Genomic DNA, 24,312 nt, shown 5'->3' with positions numbered 1-24,312 from the left:
CCCGCCTGCAGGTGTAGTTCGGCCGCAGTCAGGACCGGTGCGGAGGGCCATTGTCGAGAGTGGAAAGTCTCGTCTAGGGAGGTCTGTGATGAAGGCATTGGTCTACAACGGTCCAGGGCAGCGGAGCTGGCGCGAGGTGCCGGATCCGGTGATCCAGGATCCCGAGGACGCGATCGTCCGCGTCGACGCGGTCACCATCTGCGGCACCGATCTGCACATCCTGAAGGGTGATGTGCCGACGGTCGAGCCGGGCCGGATCCTCGGTCACGAGGCGGTCGGCACGATCACCGCTGTCGGCAGCGGCGTCCGTGGCGTGGCGATCGGTGACCGGGTGCTGATCTCCTGCATCACGTCCTGCGGCCGGTGCGAGTACTGCCGGCAGGGTCACTACGGTCAGTGCCTCGGTGGTGGCGGCTGGATTCTCGGTCACCTGATCGACGGCACCCAGGCCGAGCAGGTCCGGGTTCCGTTCGCCGATCGGTCGGTGTACAAGCTGCCGGACAACGTCAGTGACGAGGCGGCGGTGCTGCTGGCCGACATCCTGCCGACGTCGTTCGAGGTCGGCGTACTCAACGGCAAGGTCTCGCCGGGTGACACGGTCGTGATCGTGGGAGCCGGGCCGATCGGCCTCGCGGCGATCGCCACCAGCAAGCTGTTCAGCCCGTCGCGGATCATCGTGGTCGACGCCGCCGACTCGCGGCGCAAGGCCGCGCTCGAGCGGGGCGCGGATCTCGCGCTCGACCCGGACGACGACGTGGAGAAGACGGTTCGTGAGCTCACCGGTGGACTCGGTGCCGACGTCGCGATCGAGGCGGTCGGGATCCCGGACACCTTCGAGCTGTGCACCCGGGTCGTCCGGGCCGGCGGGACGGTCGCGAACGTCGGTGTGCACGGTGCGCCGGCGACCCTTCACCTGGAGGATCTCTGGATCAAGAACGTCACCATCACGACCGGCCTGGTGGACACGTCGTCGACGCCGCGGTTGCTGTCGATGCTCGCGGCGGGCCGGCTGGAACTGCCCGAGCTGATCACGCACCGGTTCGGCCTCGACGAGATGCAGGACGCGTACGACGTCTTCTCGCGGCCGGCGGTGACCGGTGCCCTGAAGGTCGCACTGTTCAGCGAAGCCGGAGTCGAGTAACAGCACAACAGCCGCGGTCCGCGACCTGGCGTCGCGGACCGCGGCTGTTGCCGTTCGGGGGTCAGACGTCAGCAGCCGAGAAGGTGATCGGCTGGACGACCTCGATGCGACCGCCCAGATCGTCGCAGGTGGGCAGGTCGTGGTAGATCTCCCAGCTGTCTCCGTCGCGGTCGGCGCCCTCGAGCTGCAGCCAGTCGTCGATGGCTTGGCGCGCCGGGCCGATCTTCTCGTGCGCCCCCTTGTACTTCTCGACGACTGCCGGGCCGGCCGGCAGAGTGGACGGACGGACCAGGCCGGAGCCCGCGATCGGAGCCGCGACCGGGAAGCCGGCCTCTACCTCGATGAGATCGTCGTGCACCCGGTGGCCGCGGGCGAACGGGTATCCGGACGGTGGGATGCCGCGGCGAAACAGGTACGTCGCGACCTCCGCACAGGCCCGGGGCACGAAGTCGGTCAACTGCGCCGGGACGAGGACCGTGCGCCGGACGGCTGTCGCCTGCTCGGCGAGTATCCGTGGCTGCGGTGCGGAGCTGGACATGGCGTCAGCGGACGATGGCGACGGGGGACTGGGCGTGGTGCAGGACGCTCTGGCCGACCGAGCCGATGAGCAGACCGGTGAAGCCGCCCCGGCCGCGCGAGCCGACGACCACCAGGTCGGCCGAGTTCGCCCGGCGAACGAGCGCCTGGGCCGCCGATCCGCTCACGAGTTCGGTCCGCCACTGCACATCCGGATGATCCGCCGCCGCCCCGGCCACGGACTCGGCGACGAGCAGCCGGGCTTCCTCCTCGATCTTCTGCGCGTCGAACGCAAGCATCGACGCCCCGTCGGCGTAGTTCAGCAACGACGTGGTCCAGGCGTGCAGCGCGACGATCTGAGCGCCTAAGGCCTCGGCCTGGTCGAAGGCGAAGTCGATCGCCTTGGCCGACGCCTTGGATCCGTCGACTCCGACGACCACGGTCGGCCCCTCGTGGGCGTGCGCGCGCAGGTCGTGCGGGATCACGATGACCGGGCACGGAGCGTGCGTGGTCACCTGGACCGCGACAGACCCGACCAGCAGTCCGCTCCAGCCGCCGAGGCCGCGCGAGCCGAGGACAACGAGGCGGGCGTGTTCGGCCCCCTCGAGCAGGGCTGGTACTGCGGCTCCGCCGACGAGGCTCGTTTCGACCTGCAGTTCGGGGTGCTGCAGACGGACGCTTTCGGCAACCGAGTCGAGCCCCTTCTGACGCGCCGTTCGCAAGGCGTCGAGCGGAACTACGTGACCCGGCGAGGGACGCACGGTGACGATGAGCTCGAACGCCTCCAGGATCCGGAGCGGAGCCAGCTCGCGGACGGCTTCGGCGACGGCCCAGCGCAGAGCGCTCTGGCTGCTCGGCGAGCCGTCGTAGCCGACGACGATCGGAGCGGGTTGTGACGACATAGTGTTGGCCTCCTGTGTTCTCAGAACCATTGGTCGAAGGAATCGCGCCAGTTCCGGCGGAACGTGCCGCCGTTGGACTGCGCGGGGTAGCCGATCCGGATCACCATCTGCGGCCAGAAGCAGTCGCCGATCAGGTCCCGGACCTGGAGGCGCGGGGCGGTGCGCTCGAGCACTTGATTGAGGAACGAAGCGGTGAGGTCGTACGACGTGGCGACGAGCAGGACCCGCTGCAAAGCGTGGCCGGCGCGCACCCAGGCGGCGGTGTCCTCGTTCCGGGTGCTGAGCACGGCGATGGACGGGTGGCTCTCGTAGACGGCCTGGCTGCGATGACTGCTGTCGAAGCCGGCGGACAGGTCGCGGACGAAGCCCGGGCGGGTGGGGAGCGGACCGAGCGCGCTGTCCTGGATCCCGTCGCCCGATCGGTCTCCGCCGATCCAGCGCTGACGTTCGTGCAGCCGATCCTCGTCGTGCAGGTCGTCGGCGTCGGTGCGCCGAACGATGGTGCCGAGCTGTGTCAGCTCGCTCGGGCCGAGCCAGTGCAGCTGAGCACGTTCGGCCCGCGCCGCCCCGTCGAGCTTCCGCAGCACCTTCGGTGAGACCGCGTGCTCCAGGAGCGGACCGCGATACGTGTGCCTGCGACGGATCTCGCCGTACAGACTGCTGAGGCCGGGCACCCGAGTCTCGCGGTCGGCGAGGAAGATGCGGGCGGCGATCTCCGGGTACTGCGGATCCGGGTTCGCCGCCACGCGGGACTCGTGGCCGAGCATCGCGGCCGCCACCCGGAGGTTGAACACCGCCGCTCCGATGCCGATCCGCGCGGCGCGACCGGCAGGATCCGCGGCGGGCAGCGTGCGCTCCTCGTCGAGCAGTACGTCGACCACCGGCCCGTGGACCTCGAACCGCCACGGCTGCGTGTTGTGGATCGACGGCGCCTGCACCGCGGCCGTCAGCAGGATGCCGACCTCGTCGTCGGTCAGTACAGCGTTCATCTGAACTCCGTTCTCACCGGCACGCGGGCAATGCCCAGCCGGAGCTGGTCCTTCCGCTCCCAGCGTGCGCGGGTGTCGAGCGGCGTCACAGCGGCATACGTCCCGAGATGACAGGCCCTTCGGCGGGTGGCGGTGAGGTGACAACGGCCCTGACCGGCGGCGGGGGCGAGATCCACGATCGAGGTGTCCGCATCGAGTGAGAGGAACAGACCATGACCACCACGCCGCACCGCCGCGACCTACCGACTCCGGCGATGGAACCCGACGGCGATCAGTACCCGATCATCACCACGGCGGCCGGGCGTGCGCTCGCCGTCCTCCGGATCGCGTTCGGCCTCGAATTCCTCTGGGCGTTCCTCGACAAGGTGTTCGGCCTCGGCTACGCCACCCCGTCCGGCAAGGGCTGGATCGACGGTGGCGACCCGACCGCCGGCTTCCTGGGCAAGGGCACCAGTGGCCCGATGAGCGACTTCTACCACTCGCTGGTCGGTGACTGGTGGGTCACTCCGCTGTTCATGATCGGCCTGGCCGGAATCGGTCTCGCGCTGACTCTGGGCATCGGAATGCGGATCGCCGCCGTCTGCGGCTCGCTGCTGTACCTGTTGATGTGGTCCGCGAACCTGCCGCCGCAGACCAACCCGGTGCTCGACGATCACATCCTCGGCGCCATCACCCTCGTCGTCCTCGCGCTCGTTGCCGCCGGCAACGTGTGGGGGTTCGGCCGCTGGTGGGGCAAGCTCGACATCGTCCGCCGGTACCCGTGGCTGCGGTGAGCACAATGACCGCCAAACCGGTCATCCACGTGGGGGTCGACGGCTCCTGGCGTGACACCGGTGCCCTGGAGTGGGCCCTGCTCGAGTCGCTGCTCCGGCAGGAGCCTCTCCAGGCGGTGCATGTGATCGAGGATCGGCCCCGGCATGCACCGGGCTGGCAAGCCGACGTCGTGGACGACTCCTCGTTGGAGCTCGTCGGCGAGGTTCAGAAGTACCTGGACGAGAGCCCCGGCTCGCTCGACCACGAGGCTGATCTCGTGGTCGGGCCACCGGCCCGGACGCTGACCGAAGTCGCGGCCGGCAGCCGGATGCTGGTGGTCGGCCGCCGGGGGATGGGGACGTTCCAGCGACTGCTGGTCGGCTCCACCTCGGAGGTGGTCGCGGCCACCGCGCAGGTCCCGGTCGTGATCGTGCCCGAGCACTGGAAGCCCGGCGACCACTCCGGTCCGGTGCTGGTCGCGGTCGACGACTCCGACAACAACCAGGCGACCATCGAGTTCGCCATCGAGGAAGCGACCGAGCGTGGGCTGGCCGTGCGGCTGGTCCATGTCTGGGACCTTCCAGCCATGTACAGCTGGGACGCGATGAACGTCGCCGGCGTCAGGGCCGAATGGACCGAGAACGCCGAGCGCCACTTCGAGAACGTGACAGCCGAGTGGCGGCAGAGGTATCCCGGACTGACGATCCATGCGGATGTCCGCCGCGGCCACCCGGTCGACGGCGTCGTCACGGCGGCAACCGAATGGGACGCCCAGCTCCTGGTCATCGGCACCCGCCACCACGCCAGGCTGACGTCCTTCCTGCTCGGATCCGTGACCCGTGGTGTGCTCCACCACGCGACGTGCCCGCTGGCCGTCGTACCGACGACGAGTAGTTGATGGCCGAAGGTCCTCCACAGATCCGTCCATCCGGCGGGAGCGGACGGCCCGCACGACCCTGTCGGAGCCGCCGAGGTCGGCGCAGGCTCGAAGTGACAAGAGAGGTGAAGAGATGAGTACTTGGACACGTACCGGGCCGATTGTGGTCGAGGTCGACGGAACCGCGGAGAATCTGCGGATCGTGGACTACGCGGCCGCGGAGGCACTTCGGAGCGGGGCCGAGCTGGTGCTGGTGGCACCGTATTCGGCACACGGTTCGTTCTCGCCGATGATGCCCGGGTATGCGCCGAAGACGCCGGCCGAGCTCGCGGATGACGCGTTGCGGGCGGCTGTCGCGCATGTGCGGCATCGGGACGGTTACGCGATGGCGCTGGCCGCGGTCGCCGGCGAGGGGTCGCGGGTGCGGGTTCTCGCGCACGCCGCGCGGAAGGCGCGGATGCTGGTGGTCGGCAGGGCACGCAGCCGTGGTCCACAACGCCTGATGAACACGCACACGAGTCTGACGCTGGCGAGTCGGGCCGGCTGCCCGGTGGTCGTCGTACCGGCGTCGTGGAAGCCGTCGCTGGTGGACCGGAAGGTTGCCGTTGGCATCGATGGTACGGCGCTGTCGTCGGAGGCACTCGAGTTCGCCTTCGCTGTCGCCGCCGGCCGGGAGTCCGACCTGGTCGTCGTGCACGCGGGTCTGCCCGCGGAGCACGCCTGGAACGACGAAGACCCCGAACACTCGTGGATCAGCCGGGCGGATCACCTGCTGTCGGAGACGCTCGCCCCGTGGACGAGCCGGTTCCCGGACGTGAAGGTGACGCGGTTCCTGAGCAGCCGTCAGCCGTCTGCCGCACTGGTGCACGAAAGTTGCGAGGTCGGCCTGGTCGTGGTCGGTTCACACACTGGTCCGCTGCCGGTCGACCCGGTGGCGCGCCGTTCGGTGGCCGCGATGACCTGCCCGGTCGCGATCGTGCCGCATCACGTGACCGCGGCCGAGCGCGAGCCCGTGGAGCAGCAGCGCGACGCCCTGCGCGGCGAGCTCGTCGTACCGACGTACTGACCCTGATCGGAGGCCTTGATCATGTCCGAGACCGTACGTGCGCTCGTGGTGTACGAGTCGATGTTCGGAAACACCGAGCGGATCGCGCGAGCGATCCGTGACGGGCTGCAGCAGAGTGTCCCGACCGAGATCGTCCCGGCGTACCGGGCGCCGACCGTGGTCCCCGCCGACGTACGACTGCTGGTCGTCGGGGGACCGACGCACGCGTTCTCGATGAGCCGGCCGTCCACCCGGCAGGAGGCGCGGAAGCAGGACGACGTGGTGATGCCGATCGAGGTCGGGATCCGCGAGTGGCTCGACGCCCTGGCGACCGACACGAGGTCCAGCACCGGACGCCGGTCGAAGCACCTCGAGGTGGCGACGTTCGACACGCGGATCGCCAAGGTCCGCCGGCTGCCCGGGTCGGCCGCACGGTCGGCCGCGAAGCTGTTGCGGAAGCTGGGGTTCCGGCTGATCTCGCCGTCGACGAGCTTCTTCGTGGACGAGTCGACCGGGCCGATCCGTCAGGTCGAGATCGATCGCGCCCGCGAGTGGGGCGACGAGCTCGGCCGGCTGCTCACCACCTCCGCGACGGCGGCCCTGAGGCGCTGAGGAGGAGCGATGATGCAGATGGGTTATGGCATGGGTATGGGCATGGGCTGGATCCTGTTCGCGGGGATCCTGTGGGTGCTCGTCGCCGGTGCGGCCGTGTGGGTCGCCGTGCGGCTGGTCCACCAGTCGCGTCCGAGGCCCACCAGCCTCCCGTCGCCGCTCGACATCCTCGAGCGCCGGTTCGCCGCCGGCAAGCTGACCCGCGACGACTTCGACGAAGCCCGCGCCCGCTTGCGAGAACACGAGCTGGATCGGTGATTCACGCAGGACCAGATGCGACGGTCGCTGATGCGCATCACCTGGACGGGTTGAGAGGTTCGACCACCAGGACGAGCTTCCCGCGCGCGTGACCGTCCTCGCTGACGCGGTGCGCCGCCGCCGCGATCTCGCCGAGCGGGAAGGTCTGCGCGACCGGGAGCGAGAACTGCCCGGACTCGATCAGCTCGCCGATCTCGGCGAGCGCGTGCACCGCGATCCGGACCTCGCCGCGGCGCCGAAGAGCTGCCGTTGCTGGTGGCAGGTGCTCACCAGGAGCGAATGCGGCGGCCGGTGATGCGGTGCGGCTCGATGGCCATGTAGGACTCGCGGGTTCCGCCGGCCCAGGGCTCGACTCGGCCGCGGGCGGCGTCGAGTTCTTCGCGCGTGACCGGGCGGACCATGCCGTGCACCAGGACGCTCCAGCCGTCGTGCAAGGCTTCGTCGGTGAAGTCGATCTCGAAGGCGATCGGGGCCAGGTCGAACTGCGCGACCGCGCTGTCGGCCGCGGTCCGGAAGATGATCAGGTCGTTGAGGTAGCAGTAGTTGATCGGGAAGACCACGAGCTCGTCGGCTCCGTTGTACGCGATTCGGCCGACATCACCGGCGTCGATGAGCTTCACGCACTCCTCCTTGCGCATCGGCTCGAGTACGGGCGCGGTCGGTGACTGCCGAGGGGTTCTGGGCCGATAGGGCCCGGTCAGGTCGCCGACGCTGATGTCGAGGGCACGCGACAACCGGACGAGCTCCGCGCCGGTGAGAGCGAACGCCCGGGTCTCGATGTTCTCGATGCGCTCCGTGCTCACGCCGGTCCGCTCCGCGACTTCCGCCGTACTCAGGCCGAGGGCCAGCCGGCGGCCCCGGATGCGGATGCCGAGGTCGCTCGGCTTGCCTGTGGTCCCTGACCTGGTGTTCATCGGAGTCTGCCTTCCCATCGATTTCGGCAGTTCCAGACAATCAGGCGGGCACCCGGGCGGGCAGGGCATGACGTCCTGAAGGACCAGGGCCGGTCGGCACGTTCGCGCCGAAGGTCCCGCCCGGGGTAGGACCGTTGCCCCTGGCGCGTACCGCGCGGGGAACGAGATCCTGATGTGGGCGTGCCGGGCCACGTCGTACGGTGGGTGAAAAGCCAAGGAGACGGTGATGACGATCAAGGTGTTTCTGCTCGACGACCACGAGGTGGTCCGGCTGGGACTGCACCAGCTGCTCGACGCGGAGCCGGACATCGACGTCGTCGGTGACGCCTCGACCGCCGCGGAGGCGATCGCGCGGATCCCCGCCGTACGTCCCGATGTCGCGGTCCTGGACGTCCGGCTGCCCGACGGCGACGGCATCACCGTCTGCCGCGAGATCCGTTCGTCGATGGAGACTCCGCCGGCCTGCCTGATGCTGACGTCGTACTCCGACGACCAGGCGCTCTTCACCGCGATCATGGCCGGCGCGGCCGGCTACCTGCTGAAGCAGATCCACGGCGACGCCCTGATCGACGCGGTACGGCGGATCGCCGCCGGCGAATCGCTCCTCGACCCGACCATGACGATGAAGGTCCTGGAACGCCTCCGCCACCCGGTCGCCGACGAGGACCCGAGGTACGCCGCGCTCACCGAGCAGGAACGCCGCATCCTCGCCGAGATCGCCGAAGGCAAGACCAACCGCCAGATCGCCCAGTCGCTCTACCTGGCCGAGAAGACCGTCAAGAACTACGTCTCCTCGCTGCTGCGCAAACTCAACCTCGAACGCCGCACCGAGGCAGCCGTCTTCGCCATCGAACACTCGAAGAACCACCCGCAGTCGTAGGTGGCCACTTCATCAGCCGGGGAAGTGCCCCGTTGAGCGGTGACTAGGGCCGGGTGACGGGGATGGCGGTGCTGATGCCGTCGGCCCAGGCGCGGATCTTGGCCCAGTCGCGGGAATCCCCGGCCAGGTTGCCGGTGGCGAGGTGGCGGGCGAGGAAGCCCTTCGCGGTGGCTTGTTCGAGGCGGCCGGCGAAGGTGACGGCGGGCGCTGTGCCGATCTTGTCGGCCAGGCGCCGTACGGCGGACGGCATGTCCTGCTCCTGGTCCTTGTCGGGACCGACCGGGCCGCTGTGGAAGAGCCAGACCTGGCGCTCCCGGAGCTGGTCGACGTTGTGGCGCAGGAACCGTACGGCGTCCCGCCGCCAGCGGCGGGCGTAGATCGCGCTGCCGAGCACGACAGCGCCGTACGGATCGATGGTACGGACCTGAGCGACGTCGAGGACGTCGACGTCGTGGCCGTGCTCACGCAATTCGGCGCCGATCGCCTCCGCGATGCCGGCGGTCCCGCCCATCTTGCTGGCGTAGGCGACCAATACCTTCCTGGACATCGAGACCCTCCTTCTGGTCACCCCAAGCACACCAGTCGCGGGCACGGCCCCGGCAGTGCCGAACGGCCTCGGCTAGCGGGCCTCAGGGCCCTCGATCGCCGCGCGGGGGATGACAGCGACCGGGCACGGGGGCTGGTGCAGCATGGTCTGGCTTACGGAGCCGAGCAGCAGTCCGGCGAAACCGCCGCGACCGCGAGACCCGACGACCAGGAGTTGTGCATCGGCGGACCACTCGAGCAGAAGTTCCGAGGGATGACCGGGCACCTCGATCACCTCGGCGGTCCGCGCGTCCGCGTGGGCACGGAGCGCGGCCGTGAGGTCGTGGTCGTCGTCCTCGTCGTCCGCCAGGACCGTCACGATCCGGGCGGCGAGTTCGTGGCGCCGCGCGTACTCGAGCCCGAAGTCGACCGCCGCGTCGGCGGCCGCCGACCCGTCGTACCCGATCACCACCCGGCTGCCCACCAAGGAGTCGTCGCTGGGGCGTACGACGACCACCGGACAGTGCGCGTGGGCGGCGAGCTCCAGTCCGGTGGAGCCGACGAGCAGGCTGACGGCCCGGCCCGATGCCCGGCTGCCGATCACGATCCGCTCGGCGTCCCGGGATGCCGCCAGCAGAACGGGCGTGGGGAAACCATCGACCCGCTCCGCCGTGATCGGCACGCCAGGGTCGAAGCTATGCGCCACCTCGAGCGCCTCTGCGACGATCTTGTCGGCGGCGGCGCGGAGCCCGGGCGCGACATCGCTGGGTCCGAGCGGAACCCGGAACTCCGCCCACACGAACGCGTGCACCAACTGCAGAGCGAGCCCCTTGGACGCGGCCTCGGCGGCACCCCACCGGATCGCGTTCTCGCAGTCGGCCTCGCCGTCGATGCCGACGACGACCTTCTTCGCCGTCACGTCGACGTCCCTGGCCAGCGCCAGTTCGTGATCTCGGGCATGTCCTCGCCGTGGGCCAGGATGTAGGCGTGGTGTCGCGCTCGCTGGTCGATGAGCCATTGGCGGACCTCGGCGGCCCGCTGACCGAGCCCGGGGACCCGGTCGATGACGTCGAGGGCGAGGTGGTAGCGGTCCAGGTCGTTGCGGACCACCATGTCGAACGGCGTTGTGGTCGTGCCTTCCTCCTTGTAGCCACGGACGTGGAGGTTGTGGTGGTTAGTCCGCCGGTAGGTGAGCCGGTGGATCAGCCACGGGTACCCGTGGTAGGCGAAGATGACGGGCCTGTCCGTCGTGAACAGCGCGTCGAAGTCGGCATCGGCCAAGCCGTGGGGATGCTCGCTGGCCGGTTGCAGGCGCATCAGGTCGACCACGTTGACGACCCGGACCTTCAACGACGGCAGGTGCTCGCGCAGCAGGCTCACCGCGGCGAGCGTCTCCAGCGTCGGTACGTCGCCCGCGCACGCCATCACCACATCGGGTGAGCCGTCGTCGTTGCTCGCGAAGTCCCAGATGCCGAGGCCGCGCGCGCAGTGCAAGGCGGCGTCCTCGGGGCCGAGCCAGTCCGCCTGGGGCTGCTTGCCGGCGACGATCACGTTGATGTAGTCATGGCTGCGCAGGCAGTGCTCGGCGGTCGACAGCAGCGTGTTGGTGTCCGGCGGCAGGTAGACGCGGATCACCTCGGCCTTCTTGTTCACCACGTGGTCGATGAAACCGGGGTCCTGATGGGAGAAGCCGTTGTGGTCCTGCCGCCAGACGTGCGAGGTGAGCAGGTAGTTGAGCGAGGGGATCGGTCGCCGCCACGGGAGCGAGCGGGTGACCTTGAGCCACTTCGCGTGCTGGTTGACCATCGAGTCGACGATGTGCACGAACGCCTCGTAGCAGGAGAACCAGCCGTGCCTGCCGGTCAGCAGGTAGCCCTCGAGCCAGCCCTGGCAGGTGTGCTCGCTGAGGATCTCCATCACCCGGCCGTCCACCGCCAGGTGCTCGTCGGTGGGCAGGACCTCGGCGTTCCAGGCTTTGCCGGTGACGTCGTACAGGGCGTCCAGCCGGTTGGAGGCGGTCTCGTCCGGACCGAAGACGCGGAAGTTCCGATGCGGCAGGCTGGCTCGCATCACGTCGCGCAAGTAGTTGCCGAGGACCCGCGTGGGCTCGTGGTCGGTTTCGCCCGGGCCGGCGACCGGTACTGCGTACTGCGTGAGCTCCGGCAGCTCGAGGTCCTGCGATAGCAGGCCGCCGTTGCTGTGCGGACTGGATCCCATCCGGCGGTCATCAGGTGGTACTTGCGCGAGCAGCCGGGCAACCGGCCGGCCGTCGGCGTCGAACAGTTCTTCCGGCCGGTAGCTGCGCATCCATTGCTCGAGGAGCCGCAAGTGGTCCGGTGACGTCCGTACGTTCGTCAGCGGCACCTGATGCGACCGCCACGTCCCTTCGACCTGCAGGCCGTCGACCTCGTGGGGCCCGGTCCACCCCTTGGGTGTGCGGAGGACGATCATCGGCCAGCGGCGACGAGGTGTTCCCTCATGGGCGCGCGCTTCGGCCTGGATCTCGGCGATCTCGTCGAGCACCTGGTCGAGGGTCAGCGCCAAAGCCTGGTGGACGTGCTCGGGCTCGTCGCCGTCGACCAGGTACGGCTGGTAGCCGTAGCCCTCGAACAGCCGGGTCAGTTCGTCGTCACCGATCCGGGCCAGTACGGCGGGATTGGCGATCTTGTAGCCGTTGAGGTGCAGGATCGGCAGGACCGCGCCGTCGGTGCGGGGATCGAGGAACTTGTTCGAGTGCCACGAAGTCGCCAGCGGGCCGGTCTCGGCCTCGCCGTCGCCGATGACGCAGGCAACGACCAGGTCCGGATTGTCGAGTACGGCGCCGTACGCGTGGCTCAGGGAGTAGCCCAGTTCGCCGCCCTCGTGGATCGAGCCGGGCAGCTCGGGGGCGACGTGACTCGGGATGCCGCCGGGGAAGGAGAACTGACGGAAGAGCTTCGCCATCCCGTCGGCGTCCCGGGACACGTCCGGGTAGGTGTGGCTGTAGCTGCCTTCGAGCCACGTATTCGCCGCGATGGCCGGCCCGCCATGTCCCGGACCGATGACGTACATCATGCTCAGGTCGCGCCGTCGGATCACCCGGTTGAGGTGCGTGTAGAGCATGTTCAGTCCAGGCGTCGTACCCCAGTGACCGAGCAGGCGTGGCTTGATGTGCTCGGGCCGCAGCGGTTCGGTGAGCAGGGGGTTGCCGAGGAGGTAGATCTGGCCGGCGGACAGATAGTTGGCCGCCCGCCAATAGGCGTCGAGGTCGGCGACCTCGTCGGCGGACAGGGGCTTGCCGGTGAGCTCATCCATGGCTCCCAGCGTCGCGGCAGCGGGCAGTGCTCACCCAGAGTCGAAGGTCCCGCCGTCGTGGGACCCATCGGCACTGGCCTGGGCAGGCTTCGCCGCGGTGAGCTGGTGGGGTGTCGGAAGGAGACGTGATGACGGCGGTCGAGCAAGTGGGTGGGCGGTCCGGCGCGGGCTGGGATGTGCTCGCCTCGGACGGTTCGGTCGTGCGGATCCGTCCGCTCCGGGAGGACGACGAGCCGGCGCTGGAAGCGATGAACCGGCGGGTGTCGGACCGGTCGATCTACCTGCGATTCTTCGGGATCAGCCGATCCAACGCCGACCAGCACACGCACCACTTGGCGACAGTCCACGACGACGGGCATGTCGCGGTGGTGGCCGAGTACGGCGGCCAACTGGTGGGCGTGGCGAGTTACGAACCGCTGCGCGCGGGTGAGGCCGAGATGGCCTTCCTGCTGGAGGATTCGGTGCACGGCCGGGGGATCGGCACCCTTCTCCTCGAGCAGCTCGCAGCGATGGCCCGGGAGAACGGGATCCAGCGGCTGCGCGCCGACACCCTGGCCGAGAACGCGGGCATGCTGCGCGTGTTCGCCGACTCCGGTTTCGAACAGGTCCGCAGGCTGGACAGCGGTGTGGTCGAGCTGGTGCTGGATACGGCGTACCGGCCCTCGACGCTGGAACGGATGGCCGACCGCGAGCGGGCGGCTGAAGACCGTTCGCTGCACCGGCTGTTCTCGCCCCGCGCGGTGGCCGTGATCGGCGCCGGCCGGAACCCTGGCGGGATCGGCCACGAGGTCCTGCGGAACCTTGTCAAGGGCAACTTCACCGGACCCGTGTACGCCGTCAATCCGCACGCGGACCGGGTCGCGGACCTGCCGTCGTACCCGTCGGTCGCGGACGTGCCCGGTGAGGTCGATCTCGCGATCATCGCGGTCCCGGCCGAGCAGGTCCGGCAGGTCCTGACCGAGTGTGGCGCCAAGGGTGTGGGGGGAGCAGTCGTGCTGACCTCGGGCTTCTCCGAGCTCGGGGCTGCCGGGCACGAGGCGCAGCGGGAGATCCTCGAGGTCGCCCGCCGGAACAGCATCCGGCTGATCGGCCCGAACTGCCTCGGGCTGGTGAACACCGACCCGGCGATCAATCTGAACGCGACCTTCGCCGAGGTCTCGCCCACGCGCGGAACGCTGGCGATCGCGGCGCAGTCCGGTGCCGTCGGCATCGCGGTGCTCGATCAGGCGGCCCGGACCGGGCTGGGCATCTCCGAGTTCGTCTCCCTCGGCAACAAAGTCGATGTCAGTGGCAACGATCTGCTGCTGCACTGGTGGGGCGACCCGCGGACCGCGGTGATCGGGCTGTACCTGGAGTCGTTCGGGAACCCGCGCAAGTTCGGCGGACTGGCCCGCCTGGTCGGCCGGACGAAGCCGATTCTCGTCGTGAAGGGCGGTCGTTCGGCGGGTGGCCGGCGGGCCGGCGCCTCGCACACTGCCGCGGCGTCGACTCCTGAGACCGCTGTGGACGCCCTGTTCGCGCAGTCCGGCGTACTGCGGATGGACACCGTCGAGGAACTGGTGGAGACGGCCCGGGTGCTGAGCGTCCGGCCGTTGCCTCGTGGCCGTCGGCTCGCCGTCGTCGGCAACGCGGGTGGTGCGGGAGTGCTCGCCGCTGACGCGGCCGGCCGGCTCGGTCTCGAACTGCCGGAGCTGAGCTCGGCTGTTCAGGGTGAGCTGGCGGCGGTCGGTGCGGTGGGCAGCGGCAACCCTGTCGACCTCGGCGCGGCCGCGTCTCCGAAGAGCCTGGCCCGAGCCTTGAAGGTCATCGTCGACAGCGGCGAGGTCGACATCGTGCTGGTCTGCTATGCCGCGACGCGCGCCGGCCGGGTCGAGGACATCTACGACGCTGTCGCCAGGACCGCGACCCAGGCCGAGGTGCCGATCGTCGTGAACTGCGTCGGTGCGACTCACGCCGCGCCGGAGGTCGCGCTTGCGGACGGCCGTCGCTTGCCGGTGTTCCCGTTCCCGGAGAGCGCCGTGCGCGCGTTGGCCCATGCCGTTCAGTACGCCGAGTGGCGGTCGCGGCCGCAGGGCGTCGTACCGGAGCTGGCGCGGGTCGATGGTGTTGGAGCGCGAGCCGTCGTGCGGTGGTTCCTCGAGCAGAGCCCGGACGGTGGCTGGATGGGGCCGTTGCAATCCGGCCAGCTTCTGCAGTGCGCCGGGGTTCCGGCGATCCCGGTCCTCGCCGCGTCGACTCGTTCCGAGGCGATCCGGGCGGCCGAGTCGGCGGGGTATCCGGTCGCACTGAAGACTGCTGCGCCCGGCGTCCTGCACAAGACCGATATCGGCGGTGTGCGGGTTGGGTTGGCGAACTCGGTGCAGGTGGCGACGGCGTACGACGAGGTTGTCGCCGCTGCCGGGGACCCGCAGGTCGTGGTGCAGGCGATGGCACCGGGTGGGACCGAGTTGGTGATCGGCGTGGTGCGGGACCGTCTGTTCGGGCCGCTGCTCATGGCCGGTAGCGGTGGCATCCTCACCGACCTGCTGGCCGACCGCCAGTGGCGTGGCCTACCGCTCACGGACCTCGACGCCATCGAGACGCTGCACTCACTGCGCTGCGCACCACTGCTGGCCGGCTACCGCGGCGCCCAAGCTGCGGACCAGGAGGCCGTCCTGGACGTCATCCACCGCATCGCTTGGCTCGCCGAACAGGTCCCCGAGCTGGCAGAACTCGACATCAACCCGCTGATCGCCGGCCCGTCCGGCGCCTTCGCGGTCGACATCCGAATGCGCCTGACACCGGCGAACCCCGAACCCGACTGGCACGCCCGCCGCATGCGCGCGGACAGCTGAACCGGACGTGCAGCGTCCCCGTCTCGGTAGGGCCGAGACGGGGACGGCTGGTCACTACGCGTTCTGGACTGTGTCCTCGAACCGCAGAGCGACCCGCGAGAGGGCGCGCAGAGCGGCGATGGCTTCGGCGACCTGCTGGTGAGATGTGGGTGGGTGGACGGTTCGGTAGAGGTCGTTGCGGAGGTCTTCGAGGTGGTCGACGAGGTGCTCGATCTCGTGGGCGACGATCGTGTCGTGCGGTTGCTGACTCGTGAAGGTGGGCAGGATGCGGCCGCGGTATGCGGTGATCGTCTGCTGCGCTTCGGCGAAGCGGCGTTCCTCCAGGAACCAGCTGTCCGAGGCACTGTTCGCCGCGATGGTCTCGAGGTCGGCCTCCCAGCGGTCGATCTCCTGTTGCAGGGTGGTGGTCATGGCTGCTCCTTGGTGGTTCGGAAGTCGGCGATCGGCCGGCGGGCAGTTCCGACGCCGGGATGGCTGCGACTGAAGCGGATGATCATGTGGGCGTGCCCCGGCCGCTGGGTGAGGCGCTGCACCTTGCGGCGCAGGTCCTCGAACTCGAGCGGCTGGTTGAGGAACGACGCGCTGACGCCCTCTCGGGTCGCGGTCAGCAGGACACGTTCGAGCGCGGCGCCGGCGGTGACCTGGTCTGCGGGCTCGTCGAAGTCGGTGGACAGGATGGCGAGATCCGGGTTGGCCTCGAAGGTGCCCTGATCGCGGGCCCGGTCGGCCGGCCGGGTGGCCAGGTCGCGAACGGCCGCCGGGTAGCTGGCGGATCGTGGTCCGAGCGCCGAGCTCGGCACTCCTTCGGTGGTGCGCTCACCGCCGACCCAGTGGGCGCGTTCGGCGCGGCGATGCCAGTCCCTGATCTCACGCAGGTCGGTGTCGAGCACCAGGTCGAGCACGGCGCGGATCTCAGGTTCGCCGAGCCACGTCAGCTCGGCGCCCTCGGCGAACGCCGCCCGCAGCAGACCGACGCGGATCTTCTCGGCCAACGGCGTCGGATCGGAGGGGCGACGGTCGGTGTGCCGGCGCGGAATCTGCTCGGCGAGGTTGCGAAGGTCGTCGTCCTGGGCGCTCGTGGGTTCGATGACGATGCGGGCCAGCAGGTCGGGTTCTTCCGGGTACGGCGCGAGGCCGAACCAGGTGCCGTAGCCGAGGGCGGCGGCCGCGCAGCGCAGGTTGAAGGTCGCGGCACCGGCCGCGATCCGCATCGCCCGGCCAGTGGGGTCCTCGGCGGGCAGGGTGCGTGAGCCGTCGAGGAAGAGGTCGATGACGTGACCGTTCACCTCGAACCGCCACGGCTGGGTGTTGTGCATGCTGGGCGCGGCGATGGCCGCTGCGAGCAGGCTGTCGACGTGCTCCGCCGGCAAGTGCTGGTCCGACATCGGTGGCTCCTCCCACTGGTGATACCTCAGCTTCGCGCCAGGGAGGAGGGTGGCGCTGCGGGCAAGAGTCCCGATTCGGGAGGCCCTTCGGCAGTCGGTCAGTCGCCGATCGGCGCCCTGAACTCCACCACCGTGCCGTGCGGCTCGCTGCCGGTGAGCTGGACGCTTCCGCCGAGGGCCTGGGCACGCTCGGCGAGGTTGCGCAGCCCGCTTCTGCGATCGCTGGTCCCGATGCCGACGCCGTCGTCGGAGATCCGGGCCATCACCTCACCTGAGCCGACCGCTATCTCGACCGTCGCGTGGGAGGCCTGGGCGTGGCGGACGACATTGGACAGCGTCTCCCGGACGGTGGCGAGGATCTGCGGGCGGACGGGATCCGGTACGACGGTGTCGATCGGGCCGGTGCAGATCAGCTGGGGCCGGAATCCGAGTGGTTCGGCGTACTCCGCGACGAGCGCCTGAACGTCGCCACGCAGCGAACTGGATTCCGGTGTCTGCTGAAGCTGGAAGATCGCGGCCCGAAGATCGTGGATGGTCGTGTCGATGTCCTCGACCGCCCGGCTGAGTCGATGCTGATCTTCGGGGCGGGCAAGCCGATGCATGCCCTGGAGTTGCAGCCCGGTGGCGAAGAGCCGCTGGATCACCAGATCGTGCAGATCCCGGGCGATCCGGTCGCGATCCTCGAGCACCGCGAGCACGTCGCGGTCGTGCTGCGCCTGGGCGCGTTCCAGGGCCAAGGTGGCCTGGCCGGCGAACATCCGGATCAGGTCCGTGCCCTCGGACACTCGCGTGGTGGACCCGTGTTCCATGGCGACCACGAGCAGACCGCCGGTGCCGGTGCCGCCGGCCGGCAGCGGCACCGTCGTCGTCCGCGCGAGGTCGGCCGCCTCGGGGAACTCGGCGAGGCCGCCGGTGTCCTTCAGCACCTGAGCCAGATCCTCGATCACCACCTGGGCGTGCCCGGTGATCGCGTGGCCGACCACCGGAAGGTCGGCCGGGACATGGCGGCCGAGGAAGCGCTCGAACTGCGGTGGTCCGTCGACGGCCCGCACGACGAGGTCGGAGTCCTCGATGAGCAGCACCGCTGCCACCAGTGCCCCGGACAGTTCGCGGGATCGCTGCGCGATCAGTTGGAGTGCTTGCCCGGGTTCGAACTCGCCGAGCATCAGCTGCGTGATCTCGGCGGTGACCTCGTGCCAGCGCCGGCGCTGCTCGGTATCGGCGTACAGCCGGGCGTTGTCGATCACGACCCCGGCGGCAGCGGCGAGCGCGGTCACCGTGCGTTCGTCGTCCTCGGTGAAGTCGGCGCCGCCGGTCTTCTCGGTCAGGTACAGGTTGCCGAAGGCGTGCTCGCGGGTCTGGATCGGAACACCGAGGAAGCTCTTCATCGGTGGGTGGTTCGCCGGGAAGCCGTACGAGCGCGGGTCCTCGGCGAGATCGTGCATGCGGATCGGTTCGGGGTGCTCGATCAGCAGACCCAGGATGCCGTGACCCTCGGGGTACGGGCCGATCGCGGCGATCTGCTCGTCGGTGACACCGTGGGTGATGAAGCGGACGAGCCGCTTGCCGTCCGGGCCGACGACACCGAGAGCGCCGTACTGGGCACCGGCCAGTTCGCAGGCGGCGCTCACGATGCGGTCCAGGGTGCTGTTCAAGTCGAGGTCGGCGCCGATGCCGACGACCGCGTCGAGGAGGGCGCGCAGGCGCTCCTGGGTGTCCATGACCTCGTCGACGCGGCCGAGGACCTCCTGCAGGAGGGCATCAAGACGCACCCGGGACAAGCCTGCGAACTCCAGCGCTCCTTCGTCCCAGCTTCCACTCCCTGACCGTGAGCCCTCAGCCACGGGTCCAAGGTACTCGAAAATATCACTGCTGGTGTGAGCTCGCGGCCCGAGGACGCTGCCCCCAGGGAACCAGGCGCCGCCCGTGGACGGATTCGATTCCGAGCCGGACCAGCTGTGGATCGTCCATCGGCAGCCACGAATGCAAGGGCAGGGTCTGGCGGAGCTCGGCGGTCTCCTCCGGGGAAACCACGGACAAGTGCCCGATGGCGGTCACGGTCCAGCCGAGGTGACGCTCGAGGTCCACGTCATCGGCCTCGAAGGCGACCACGTCACCCCGCTCCGCGGCCCGGAACTTGTCGCCGGTCGCGGTGCTGAACACGATCGTGTCGTCGTCCAGCACGAAGTTCACCAGCCGAACCGCGGGGAGACCGCCGTAGGTGTAGACCAGCCGCCCGAGCGGGACCGACTCGAGCAGCTCCAGGCAATCTGCCCGGCTGACGATCTGCAGACGCGAGTGATCGAACTGCTGCGTGCTCATGAGGGCCTCCCTGCGGTGGACAAACCAACGATCATCTGGCGGAGAGCGCCGCAGTAGGGCCGAAAGTCCCTGACTCCACTGGGACTCGGAGCACGTGGCGATCGTCGGGGCCCGGCGAGACGTGACCAGTTCAGCGGGGTGCGCAGCTCCACCACGGTGCCGGTCGGCTCATTGGGACCGATGTGGACGGCACCACCGAGTGCGGCGGCCCGCTCGCGAAGGTCGCGCAGGCCGGTCTGATGGGCATCAGGAGGCAGACCGACGCCGTCATCGGCAACCCGGGCGACGACCTCCTGGCCGGTGACGATCACCTGGACGGTAACGTGCGTTGCCCGTGCGTGGCGTACCACGTTCGACAGCGACTCCCTGATCGCGGCGAGGATCTGCGGACGGACAGCGGCGGGTACGGCGGTGTCGAGCGGCCCGGTACAGGTCAGCGCGGGCCGGAAGCCCAGCGGCTCGGCGTGCTCTGCGACCAGGGCACTGACATCCGCGCGCAAGGAGATGTCGCCGGGGCGATGACGGAGCTCGAAGATGGCGGCGCGCAGATCCGTGATGGTGGTGTCGATGTCGGCAACGGCCCGGCCAATCCGTTCCCGCACGTCCGGCCGTGCCACCTTGTGCATTCCCTGCAGTTGCAGGCCGGTCGCGAACAGCCGCTGGATGACGAGGTCGTGCAGGTCCCCGGCGATCCGGTCCCGGTCCTCCAGGACGGCGATCATCGACCGGTCGCGGTGTGCTTGAGCCCGCTCGAGAGCGAGCGTCGCCTGGTTGGCGAACATCCGGAGCACATCCGTCCCCACGGTCACGGAGAGGGTCGCGCTCTGGCTGGCGGCGACGATCAGGAGCCCGCCCGTACTGAGGCTGCCGGATGGAAGTGGCGCGATGATAGTGCGCCCGAGCATCTCGACCTCCGGGACCTCTCTGGCCCGGCGGGCGATCAGTCGCAAGGCATCGTTCGGGTCGTAGTCACCGAGCATGAGCTGGGTGATCTCCGCGGTCACCTCGTGCCAGCGTCGCCTGCGTTCGGTGTCGGCGTAGAGGCGGGCGTTGTCGATCACGACTCCCGCCGCCGCGGCCAGCGCGGTCAGGGCGCGCTCGTCGTCCTCGGTGAAGTCCGCACCGTCGGCCTTCTCGGTGAGGTAGACGTTGCCGAAGACGTGGTCCCGGGTGCGCACCGGCAGACCGAGAAAGCTCTTCATCGGCGGGTGGTTCGCGGGGAAGCCGAACGATCGGGGGTGTTCGGACAGGTCGCGCAGGCGGAGCGATGCGGGGTGATCGCTCAGCGCGCCCAGCAGGCCGTGTCCCTCGGGTAGTGGCCCGATCGCCGCGATCTCTTCGGCGGTGACACCGTGGGTGATGAACCGGCTCAGCCGCTTGCCGTCCGGTCCGACCACGCCCAGCGCGCCGTGGCGGGCGCCGACGAGCTCACAGGCCGCGGTGATGATCCGGTCCAGCGTGCTCGTGAGGTCGAGGTCGGCGCCGATGACGACGACGGCGTCCAGCAGCGCACGCAACCGCTCCTGCGAGTCGATGATCTCGTCGACGCGGCCGAGAAGCTCCTGCAGGAGGGCGTCGAGCCGGACCCGGGACAGCCCGGCGAACTCCAGCGCGCCCTCGTCCCAGCGATCGCTCGGGGCCTCACTCACATACCCAAAGCTAACCGGTCGTCACCAGTGGCGGAACTGCCCGGCCAAGCGGCGGGCAGATCGTCGCCGTTCATCAGAGCCGTCAGTCACGCCCCCGAACCATGACGTACGACGCCGAGGGTCTCGCGCGCGATCTGCCACTCCTCGTTGGTGGGGACCACGAACACCGCGACCTCGCCGGCGTCGGTGGAGATGCGGTGCGCTCCGGAGAACGCTGCGTTGTTCCGGTTGCTGTCGATGGCGATCCCGAGGCGTTCCAGACCGGCCAGAGACGCAGCCCGGACCTCGGCCGAGTGCTCACCCACACCGGCGGTGAAGACGACGGCGTGGACTGTCCCCAGGACGGCGTAGTAGGCGCCGACGTACTTGCGGATCCGGTGGCAGTAGACGTCGAAGGCGAGACTGGCGTGCTCGTCACCCCGTGCGCGCAGTCGCGACAGTTCACGGAAGTCGTTCTCGCCGGCCAGGCCTTTCAGTCCCGATGCCGAGTTGAGCGCACGGTCGATCTCGTCCACGGACATGCCCAGTTCCCGCGCCAGGTACGCCGGGATCGCGGGGTCCACGTCGCCGGAGCGGGTCCCCATCACGAGTCCCTCCAGCGGAGTCAGGCCCATCGAGGTCTCCACCGACCGGCCACCCAGAACGGCCGAGGCCGAGCACCCGTTGCCGAGGTGCAGCACGATGACGTTCGTCTCGGCCGGATCACGTCCGAGCAGTCGAGCGGTCTCGTGGGAGACGAACGCGTGCGATGTTCCGTGGAAGCCGTAGCGGCGGACCCCGTGGTCCTCCAGCCAGGTCAACGGCACCGCGTAGGTGTAGGCGTGCGGAGGGAGCGTTTGATGGAACGCGGTGTCGAACACGGCGACCTGTGGCAGGTCGGGGAAGACCCGGCGGGCGACCCGGATTCCCTCCAGGTTCGCCGGGTTGTGCAGCGGGGCGAGCGGTACCAGCCCGGTCACTTCGGCGATCAGTGCGTCGTCGATCGGCGCCGAAGCCGAGAACCGGGAGCCTCCGTGGACTACGCGGTGGCCCACCGCCCTGAGGTCGAGGTCGGCGAGTGATGGCCCGTGCTTCTCGAAGGCATCGATCGCCGCGCGCAGCGCATCCTCGTGGGTGGGTATCGACCGCGTCGTCTCGGTCTCGCCGGCCGGGCCGCGGTGGACGTGGCGGCCCTCGCCTTCCCCGATGCGCTCTACCAGGCCGGCGGCCGCCGCTTCACCAGTGCGGGCGTGGACCACGCTGTACTTGAGCGACGAGGAGCCGGCGTTGATCACCAGGACGTGGTCGCTCATTGCGTGCGGCTCCCGGCGGCCTGGACGGCGGTGATCGCGACGGTGTTGATGATGTCTCGTACGGTCGCTCCGCGCGACAGATCGTTGACGGGTCGGCGCAGACCTTGCAGGACCGGCCCGACCGCGACGGCGTTCGCCGAGCGCTGGACCGCCTTGTAGGTGTTGTTGCCGGTATTCAGGTCGGGGAAGATGAACACGGTCGCCCGCCCTGCCACCGGCGAGCCGGGCAGCTTCGTCCTCGCCACCGCGCTGTCGATCGCGGCGTCGTACTGGATCGGTCCCTCGACCGGCAGCTCCGGTGCTCGTTCGCGGATGATCATCGTTGCCTTCGACACCTTTTCGACGTCGGTCCCCGATCCGGAGGTCCCGGTCGAGTAGGACAGCATGGCGACCCGCGGTTGGATGCCGAAGGCAACCGCCGTCGCGGCCGAGGAGATCGCGATGTCCGCGAGCTGCTCGGCGGTGGGATCCGGGTTGACCGCACAGTCGCCGTACACCAGGACCTGGTTCTGCAGGCACATGAAGAACACCGAGGAGACGACGGAGACCCCAGGCACGGTCTTGACGATCTCGAGCGCGGGCCGGATGGTGTGGGCGGTGGTGTGCGCCGCGCCGGACACCATGCCGTCGGCGAGGCCGAGCTGGACCATCATCGTGCCGAAGTACGAGACGTCTCTGACCAGCTCGCGGGCTCGGTCCAGGTCGATCCCGCGATGCTTCCGGAGCCGGTGCAGTTCGTCCGCGAGCCGCTCGGCGAGGTGGTCGTGCTCGGGGTCGACGATCCGGGCGGCCGCCACGTCGGCGCCGAGTGCGGCGGCCTTCGCGCTGATCACCACCGGATTCCCGAGCAGGGTCAGGTCGGCCACTCCACGGCGGAGCAGGACGTCCGCGGCCCGCAGGATCCGCTCCTCCTCGCCTTCGGGCAGGACGATGTGCTTGCGGTGGGCAACTGCTTCGTCGATCAGCTGGTGCTCGAACATCAGCGGCGTCACCGCGTTGCTGCGCGCGACCTCCAGTTGATCGAGGAGGGCCTCGCCGTCGACGTTCTGCTCGAACAGGGACAACGCCGCGTCCACCTTGCGCGGCGAGTCCTTCGTGAGCCTGCCGCGGACGGCGGTCAGTGCCGCCGACGTGGCCTGCGTGTCGAGAGTGGTCTCGAGGATGGGCAGTGTCACCCCGACCCCGTCGAGCAGCCGCTGGACCTGCGCCGGCAGCGTGAAGCCGCCGTTGAGGACGACCGCGGAGATCTGCGGGAAGTTGAGCGACGCGTGCGCGACCAGCACCCCGAGGACCACCTCCGGCCGATCTGCCGCAGTCACCACCGCTGCGCCGTCGAACAGCCTGTCGAGCACGTTCGGCATCGTCATCCCGGCGACGACGAGGCCGGTGACCTCTCGCGTCAGCAGGGCGGGATCACCCCTCAGCAGACGGCCTTCGACCGGGACCATCAGGTCCGCGACCGTGGGCTGAGTGAGGAGCGGCTCCTCCGGCAGGGCGAACGCCGGTGCACCGGCGCCTGCCAGTACCGCGACGGTGTCAGCGAGGTGGTTGGGGGTGACGCGGTTGGCGACCACCGCGGCCAGCGACCCGTGGTTGCCGCGCAGTTCCCCGACAGCCATGTCGGCGATCATCCGAACCTCATGCGGGCTGCGCTGGAACCCGTTGAGGACGAGGACGACCGGTGTGCCCAGGTTGGCGGCGATCTTGGCGTTGAAGGAGAACTCTGTCGGAGTCCCCACATCGGTGTAGTCGCTGCCGACCACGAGTACGGCGTCGACGTGGTCGGCGATCTCGTGGTAGCGCTGCACGATCGCGTCGAGCGCGGCGTCGGGGTCCGCATGCACCTCGTCGTACGTGACGCCGAGGCTCTCGCCGTACGCCGACTGGACCGCCTCGTGGGCGGTCAGGAGGTCCAGTACGTAGTCCCGACCACCGTACGTCGCCGTGTCCGGACGAACGATGGGACGGAACACAGCCACCCGTTCGACCCGGCGCGACAGTTGCTGAAGCACTCCGAGGGCGACCGTGGACTTTCCGGTGGACCCCTCCACCGACGCGATGTAGACGCTGCTCCCCATGCCTGCACCCTAACCACTCACCGCGACCGCGGCGGACTGGTCCTCG

The 24,312-nt window shown here is 69.5% G+C and carries 23 protein-coding genes; 8 read left to right on the top strand and 15 right to left on the bottom strand.

Going from position 1 to position 24,312, the window contains the following annotated elements; genetic code table 11:
* The first annotated feature begins 88 nt into the window (after window positions 1–88).
* Window positions 89–1,141, top strand: coding sequence for a zinc-dependent alcohol dehydrogenase family protein (locus OG555_RS39710; RefSeq protein WP_329478788.1), 1,053 nt, complete (start codon window positions 89–91; stop codon window positions 1,139–1,141).
* Between the two features lie 61 nt (window positions 1,142–1,202).
* Here OG555_RS39710 and OG555_RS39705 read toward each other — a convergent pair whose 3' ends face one another.
* Genes OG555_RS39705 through OG555_RS39695 form a run of 3 tightly spaced genes read right to left on the bottom strand, consistent with a single transcriptional unit; the run spans window position 1,203 to window position 3,548 of the window.
* On the bottom strand, window positions 1,203–1,679 hold the full coding sequence (locus tag OG555_RS39705; protein ID WP_329478786.1) for a GyrI-like domain-containing protein: 477 nt from the start codon (window positions 1,677–1,679) through the stop codon (window positions 1,203–1,205).
* Window positions 1,680–1,683: 4 nt separating this feature from the next.
* The gene (locus tag OG555_RS39700; protein WP_329478784.1) at window positions 1,684–2,559 is read right to left on the bottom strand and encodes a universal stress protein; all 876 of its coding nucleotides are present in this window, start codon (window positions 2,557–2,559) and stop codon (window positions 1,684–1,686) included.
* 20 nt (window positions 2,560–2,579) lie between these two features.
* Entirely contained in the window at window positions 2,580–3,548 is a 969-nt protein-coding gene (locus OG555_RS39695) for an Acg family FMN-binding oxidoreductase (RefSeq protein ID WP_329478782.1), read from the bottom strand.
* A gap of 212 nt (window positions 3,549–3,760) precedes the next feature.
* On the opposite strand from OG555_RS39695, the gene OG555_RS39690 reads away from it, so the two are divergent.
* The 5 genes from OG555_RS39690 to OG555_RS39670 all read left to right on the top strand — a co-directional run bounded on the left by OG555_RS39690 (window position 3,761) and on the right by OG555_RS39670 (window position 7,093).
* Window positions 3,761–4,321: a hypothetical protein gene (locus OG555_RS39690; protein ID WP_329478780.1), complete on the top strand. Its 561-nt coding sequence runs from the start codon at window positions 3,761–3,763 to the stop codon at window positions 4,319–4,321.
* Window positions 4,322–4,326: 5 nt separating this feature from the next.
* Window positions 4,327–5,199, top strand: coding sequence for a universal stress protein (locus tag OG555_RS39685; protein ID WP_329478778.1), 873 nt, complete (start codon window positions 4,327–4,329; stop codon window positions 5,197–5,199).
* A gap of 112 nt (window positions 5,200–5,311) precedes the next feature.
* Entirely contained in the window at window positions 5,312–6,244 is a 933-nt protein-coding gene (locus OG555_RS39680) for a universal stress protein (RefSeq protein WP_329478775.1), read from the top strand.
* Window positions 6,245–6,265: 21 nt separating this feature from the next.
* Window positions 6,266–6,835, top strand: coding sequence for a flavodoxin family protein (locus OG555_RS39675; RefSeq protein WP_329478772.1), 570 nt, complete (start codon window positions 6,266–6,268; stop codon window positions 6,833–6,835).
* A gap of 9 nt (window positions 6,836–6,844) precedes the next feature.
* Window positions 6,845–7,093 carry a hypothetical protein gene (locus tag OG555_RS39670; RefSeq protein ID WP_329478770.1) on the top strand — a complete coding sequence of 83 codons (249 nt, stop codon included), beginning with the start codon at window positions 6,845–6,847 and terminating at the stop codon, window positions 7,091–7,093.
* A gap of 37 nt (window positions 7,094–7,130) precedes the next feature.
* Here the strand turns inward: OG555_RS39670 and OG555_RS39665 are convergent, their stop codons facing one another.
* Window positions 7,131–7,304, bottom strand: coding sequence for a zinc-binding dehydrogenase (locus OG555_RS39665; RefSeq protein ID WP_329478768.1), 174 nt, complete (start codon window positions 7,302–7,304; stop codon window positions 7,131–7,133).
* Window positions 7,305–7,359: 55 nt separating this feature from the next.
* Complete coding sequence (locus tag OG555_RS39660) at window positions 7,360–8,007, bottom strand: helix-turn-helix domain-containing protein (RefSeq protein WP_329478766.1); 648 nt, start codon at window positions 8,005–8,007, stop codon at window positions 7,360–7,362.
* Between the two features lie 226 nt (window positions 8,008–8,233).
* Between OG555_RS39660 and OG555_RS39655 the strand changes: the two genes are divergently transcribed.
* On the top strand, window positions 8,234–8,887 hold the full coding sequence (locus OG555_RS39655; RefSeq protein ID WP_329478764.1) for a response regulator transcription factor: 654 nt from the start codon (window positions 8,234–8,236) through the stop codon (window positions 8,885–8,887).
* Between the two features lie 43 nt (window positions 8,888–8,930).
* Here the strand turns inward: OG555_RS39655 and OG555_RS39650 are convergent, their stop codons facing one another.
* From OG555_RS39650 to OG555_RS39640, 3 genes are all read right to left on the bottom strand, one after another.
* Complete coding sequence (locus OG555_RS39650) at window positions 8,931–9,434, bottom strand: flavodoxin domain-containing protein (protein ID WP_329478762.1); 504 nt, start codon at window positions 9,432–9,434, stop codon at window positions 8,931–8,933.
* A gap of 72 nt (window positions 9,435–9,506) precedes the next feature.
* Window positions 9,507–10,331 (bottom strand): universal stress protein, encoded by an 825-nt coding sequence (locus tag OG555_RS39645; RefSeq protein ID WP_329478760.1) that lies wholly within the window; start codon window positions 10,329–10,331, stop codon window positions 9,507–9,509.
* Window positions 10,328–12,706 carry a phosphoketolase family protein gene (locus tag OG555_RS39640; protein WP_329478758.1) on the bottom strand — a complete coding sequence of 793 codons (2,379 nt, stop codon included), beginning with the start codon at window positions 12,704–12,706 and terminating at the stop codon, window positions 10,328–10,330. The genes OG555_RS39645 and OG555_RS39640 overlap by 4 nt, the downstream gene beginning before the upstream one ends.
* 128 nt (window positions 12,707–12,834) lie before the next feature.
* Here OG555_RS39640 and OG555_RS39635 point away from each other — a divergent pair, with 128 nt between their 5' ends.
* Window positions 12,835–15,540 (top strand): bifunctional acetate--CoA ligase family protein/GNAT family N-acetyltransferase, encoded by a 2,706-nt coding sequence (locus OG555_RS39635; protein ID WP_329478754.1) that lies wholly within the window; start codon window positions 12,835–12,837, stop codon window positions 15,538–15,540.
* 54 nt (window positions 15,541–15,594) lie between these two features.
* On the opposite strand, the gene OG555_RS39630 is transcribed toward OG555_RS39635, so the two are convergent.
* The 7 genes from OG555_RS39630 to pta form a co-directional block, all read right to left on the bottom strand.
* Complete coding sequence (locus OG555_RS39630; RefSeq protein ID WP_329478752.1) at window positions 15,595–15,951, bottom strand: hypothetical protein; 357 nt, start codon at window positions 15,949–15,951, stop codon at window positions 15,595–15,597.
* Window positions 15,948–16,925: an Acg family FMN-binding oxidoreductase gene (locus OG555_RS39625; protein ID WP_329478750.1), complete on the bottom strand. Its 978-nt coding sequence runs from the start codon at window positions 16,923–16,925 to the stop codon at window positions 15,948–15,950. Before OG555_RS39625 ends, OG555_RS39630 begins: the two co-directional genes overlap by 4 nt.
* A 98-nt stretch (window positions 16,926–17,023) precedes the next feature.
* A complete protein-coding gene (locus tag OG555_RS39620) occupies window positions 17,024–18,769 on the bottom strand; it encodes a GAF domain-containing sensor histidine kinase (RefSeq protein WP_329478748.1) in 1,746 nt (581 codons plus the stop codon).
* A 22-nt stretch (window positions 18,770–18,791) separates the two neighbouring features.
* On the bottom strand, window positions 18,792–19,247 hold the full coding sequence (locus tag OG555_RS39615) for a pyridoxamine 5'-phosphate oxidase family protein (RefSeq protein WP_329478746.1): 456 nt from the start codon (window positions 19,245–19,247) through the stop codon (window positions 18,792–18,794).
* Window positions 19,244–20,896: a GAF domain-containing sensor histidine kinase gene (locus tag OG555_RS39610; RefSeq protein WP_329478744.1), complete on the bottom strand. Its 1,653-nt coding sequence runs from the start codon at window positions 20,894–20,896 to the stop codon at window positions 19,244–19,246. Before OG555_RS39610 ends, OG555_RS39615 begins: the two co-directional genes overlap by 4 nt.
* 86 nt (window positions 20,897–20,982) lie before the next feature.
* Window positions 20,983–22,188 (bottom strand): acetate/propionate family kinase, encoded by a 1,206-nt coding sequence (locus OG555_RS39605; RefSeq protein ID WP_329478742.1) that lies wholly within the window; start codon window positions 22,186–22,188, stop codon window positions 20,983–20,985.
* A complete protein-coding gene (pta, locus tag OG555_RS39600; RefSeq protein ID WP_329478740.1) occupies window positions 22,185–24,266 on the bottom strand; it encodes a phosphate acetyltransferase in 2,082 nt (693 codons plus the stop codon). The genes OG555_RS39605 and pta overlap by 4 nt, the downstream gene beginning before the upstream one ends.
* Window positions 24,267–24,312 lie beyond the last annotated feature (46 nt).

The organism is Kribbella sp. NBC_01484, from assembly GCF_036227145.1.
In the GTDB taxonomy this organism is placed as follows: domain Bacteria; phylum Actinomycetota; class Actinomycetes; order Propionibacteriales; family Kribbellaceae; genus Kribbella.
This window is presented reverse-complemented; position numbering and strand designations above follow the sequence as displayed.

Bases quoted from the DNA above. Each gene is read 5' to 3' on its own strand.
- OG555_RS39640 (WP_329478758.1), bottom strand. From the start codon at position 12,706: ATGGATGAGCTCACCGGCAAGCCCCTGTCCGCCGACGAGGTCGCCGAC.
- OG555_RS39700 (WP_329478784.1), bottom strand. From the start codon at position 2,559: ATGTCGTCACAACCCGCTCCGATCGTCGTCGGCTACGACGGCTCGCCG.
- OG555_RS39635 (WP_329478754.1), top strand. From the start codon at position 12,835: ATGACGGCGGTCGAGCAAGTGGGTGGGCGGTCCGGCGCGGGCTGGGAT.
- OG555_RS39705 (WP_329478786.1), bottom strand. From the start codon at position 1,679: ATGTCCAGCTCCGCACCGCAGCCACGGATACTCGCCGAGCAGGCGACA.
- OG555_RS39710 (WP_329478788.1), top strand. From the start codon at position 89: ATGAAGGCATTGGTCTACAACGGTCCAGGGCAGCGGAGCTGGCGCGAG.
- OG555_RS39685 (WP_329478778.1), top strand. From the start codon at position 4,327: ATGACCGCCAAACCGGTCATCCACGTGGGGGTCGACGGCTCCTGGCGT.
- OG555_RS39650 (WP_329478762.1), bottom strand. From the start codon at position 9,434: ATGTCCAGGAAGGTATTGGTCGCCTACGCCAGCAAGATGGGCGGGACC.
- OG555_RS39670 (WP_329478770.1), top strand. From the start codon at position 6,845: ATGATGCAGATGGGTTATGGCATGGGTATGGGCATGGGCTGGATCCTG.
- OG555_RS39630 (WP_329478752.1), bottom strand. From the start codon at position 15,951: ATGACCACCACCCTGCAACAGGAGATCGACCGCTGGGAGGCCGACCTC.
- OG555_RS39625 (WP_329478750.1), bottom strand. From the start codon at position 16,925: ATGTCGGACCAGCACTTGCCGGCGGAGCACGTCGACAGCCTGCTCGCA.
- OG555_RS39680 (WP_329478775.1), top strand. From the start codon at position 5,312: ATGAGTACTTGGACACGTACCGGGCCGATTGTGGTCGAGGTCGACGGA.
- OG555_RS39690 (WP_329478780.1), top strand. From the start codon at position 3,761: ATGACCACCACGCCGCACCGCCGCGACCTACCGACTCCGGCGATGGAA.
- OG555_RS39605 (WP_329478742.1), bottom strand. From the start codon at position 22,188: ATGAGCGACCACGTCCTGGTGATCAACGCCGGCTCCTCGTCGCTCAAG.
- OG555_RS39695 (WP_329478782.1), bottom strand. From the start codon at position 3,548: ATGAACGCTGTACTGACCGACGACGAGGTCGGCATCCTGCTGACGGCC.
- OG555_RS39615 (WP_329478746.1), bottom strand. From the start codon at position 19,247: ATGAGCACGCAGCAGTTCGATCACTCGCGTCTGCAGATCGTCAGCCGG.
- pta (WP_329478740.1), bottom strand. From the start codon at position 24,266: ATGGGGAGCAGCGTCTACATCGCGTCGGTGGAGGGGTCCACCGGAAAG.
- OG555_RS39660 (WP_329478766.1), bottom strand. From the start codon at position 8,007: ATGAACACCAGGTCAGGGACCACAGGCAAGCCGAGCGACCTCGGCATC.
- OG555_RS39675 (WP_329478772.1), top strand. From the start codon at position 6,266: ATGTCCGAGACCGTACGTGCGCTCGTGGTGTACGAGTCGATGTTCGGA.
- OG555_RS39655 (WP_329478764.1), top strand. From the start codon at position 8,234: ATGACGATCAAGGTGTTTCTGCTCGACGACCACGAGGTGGTCCGGCTG.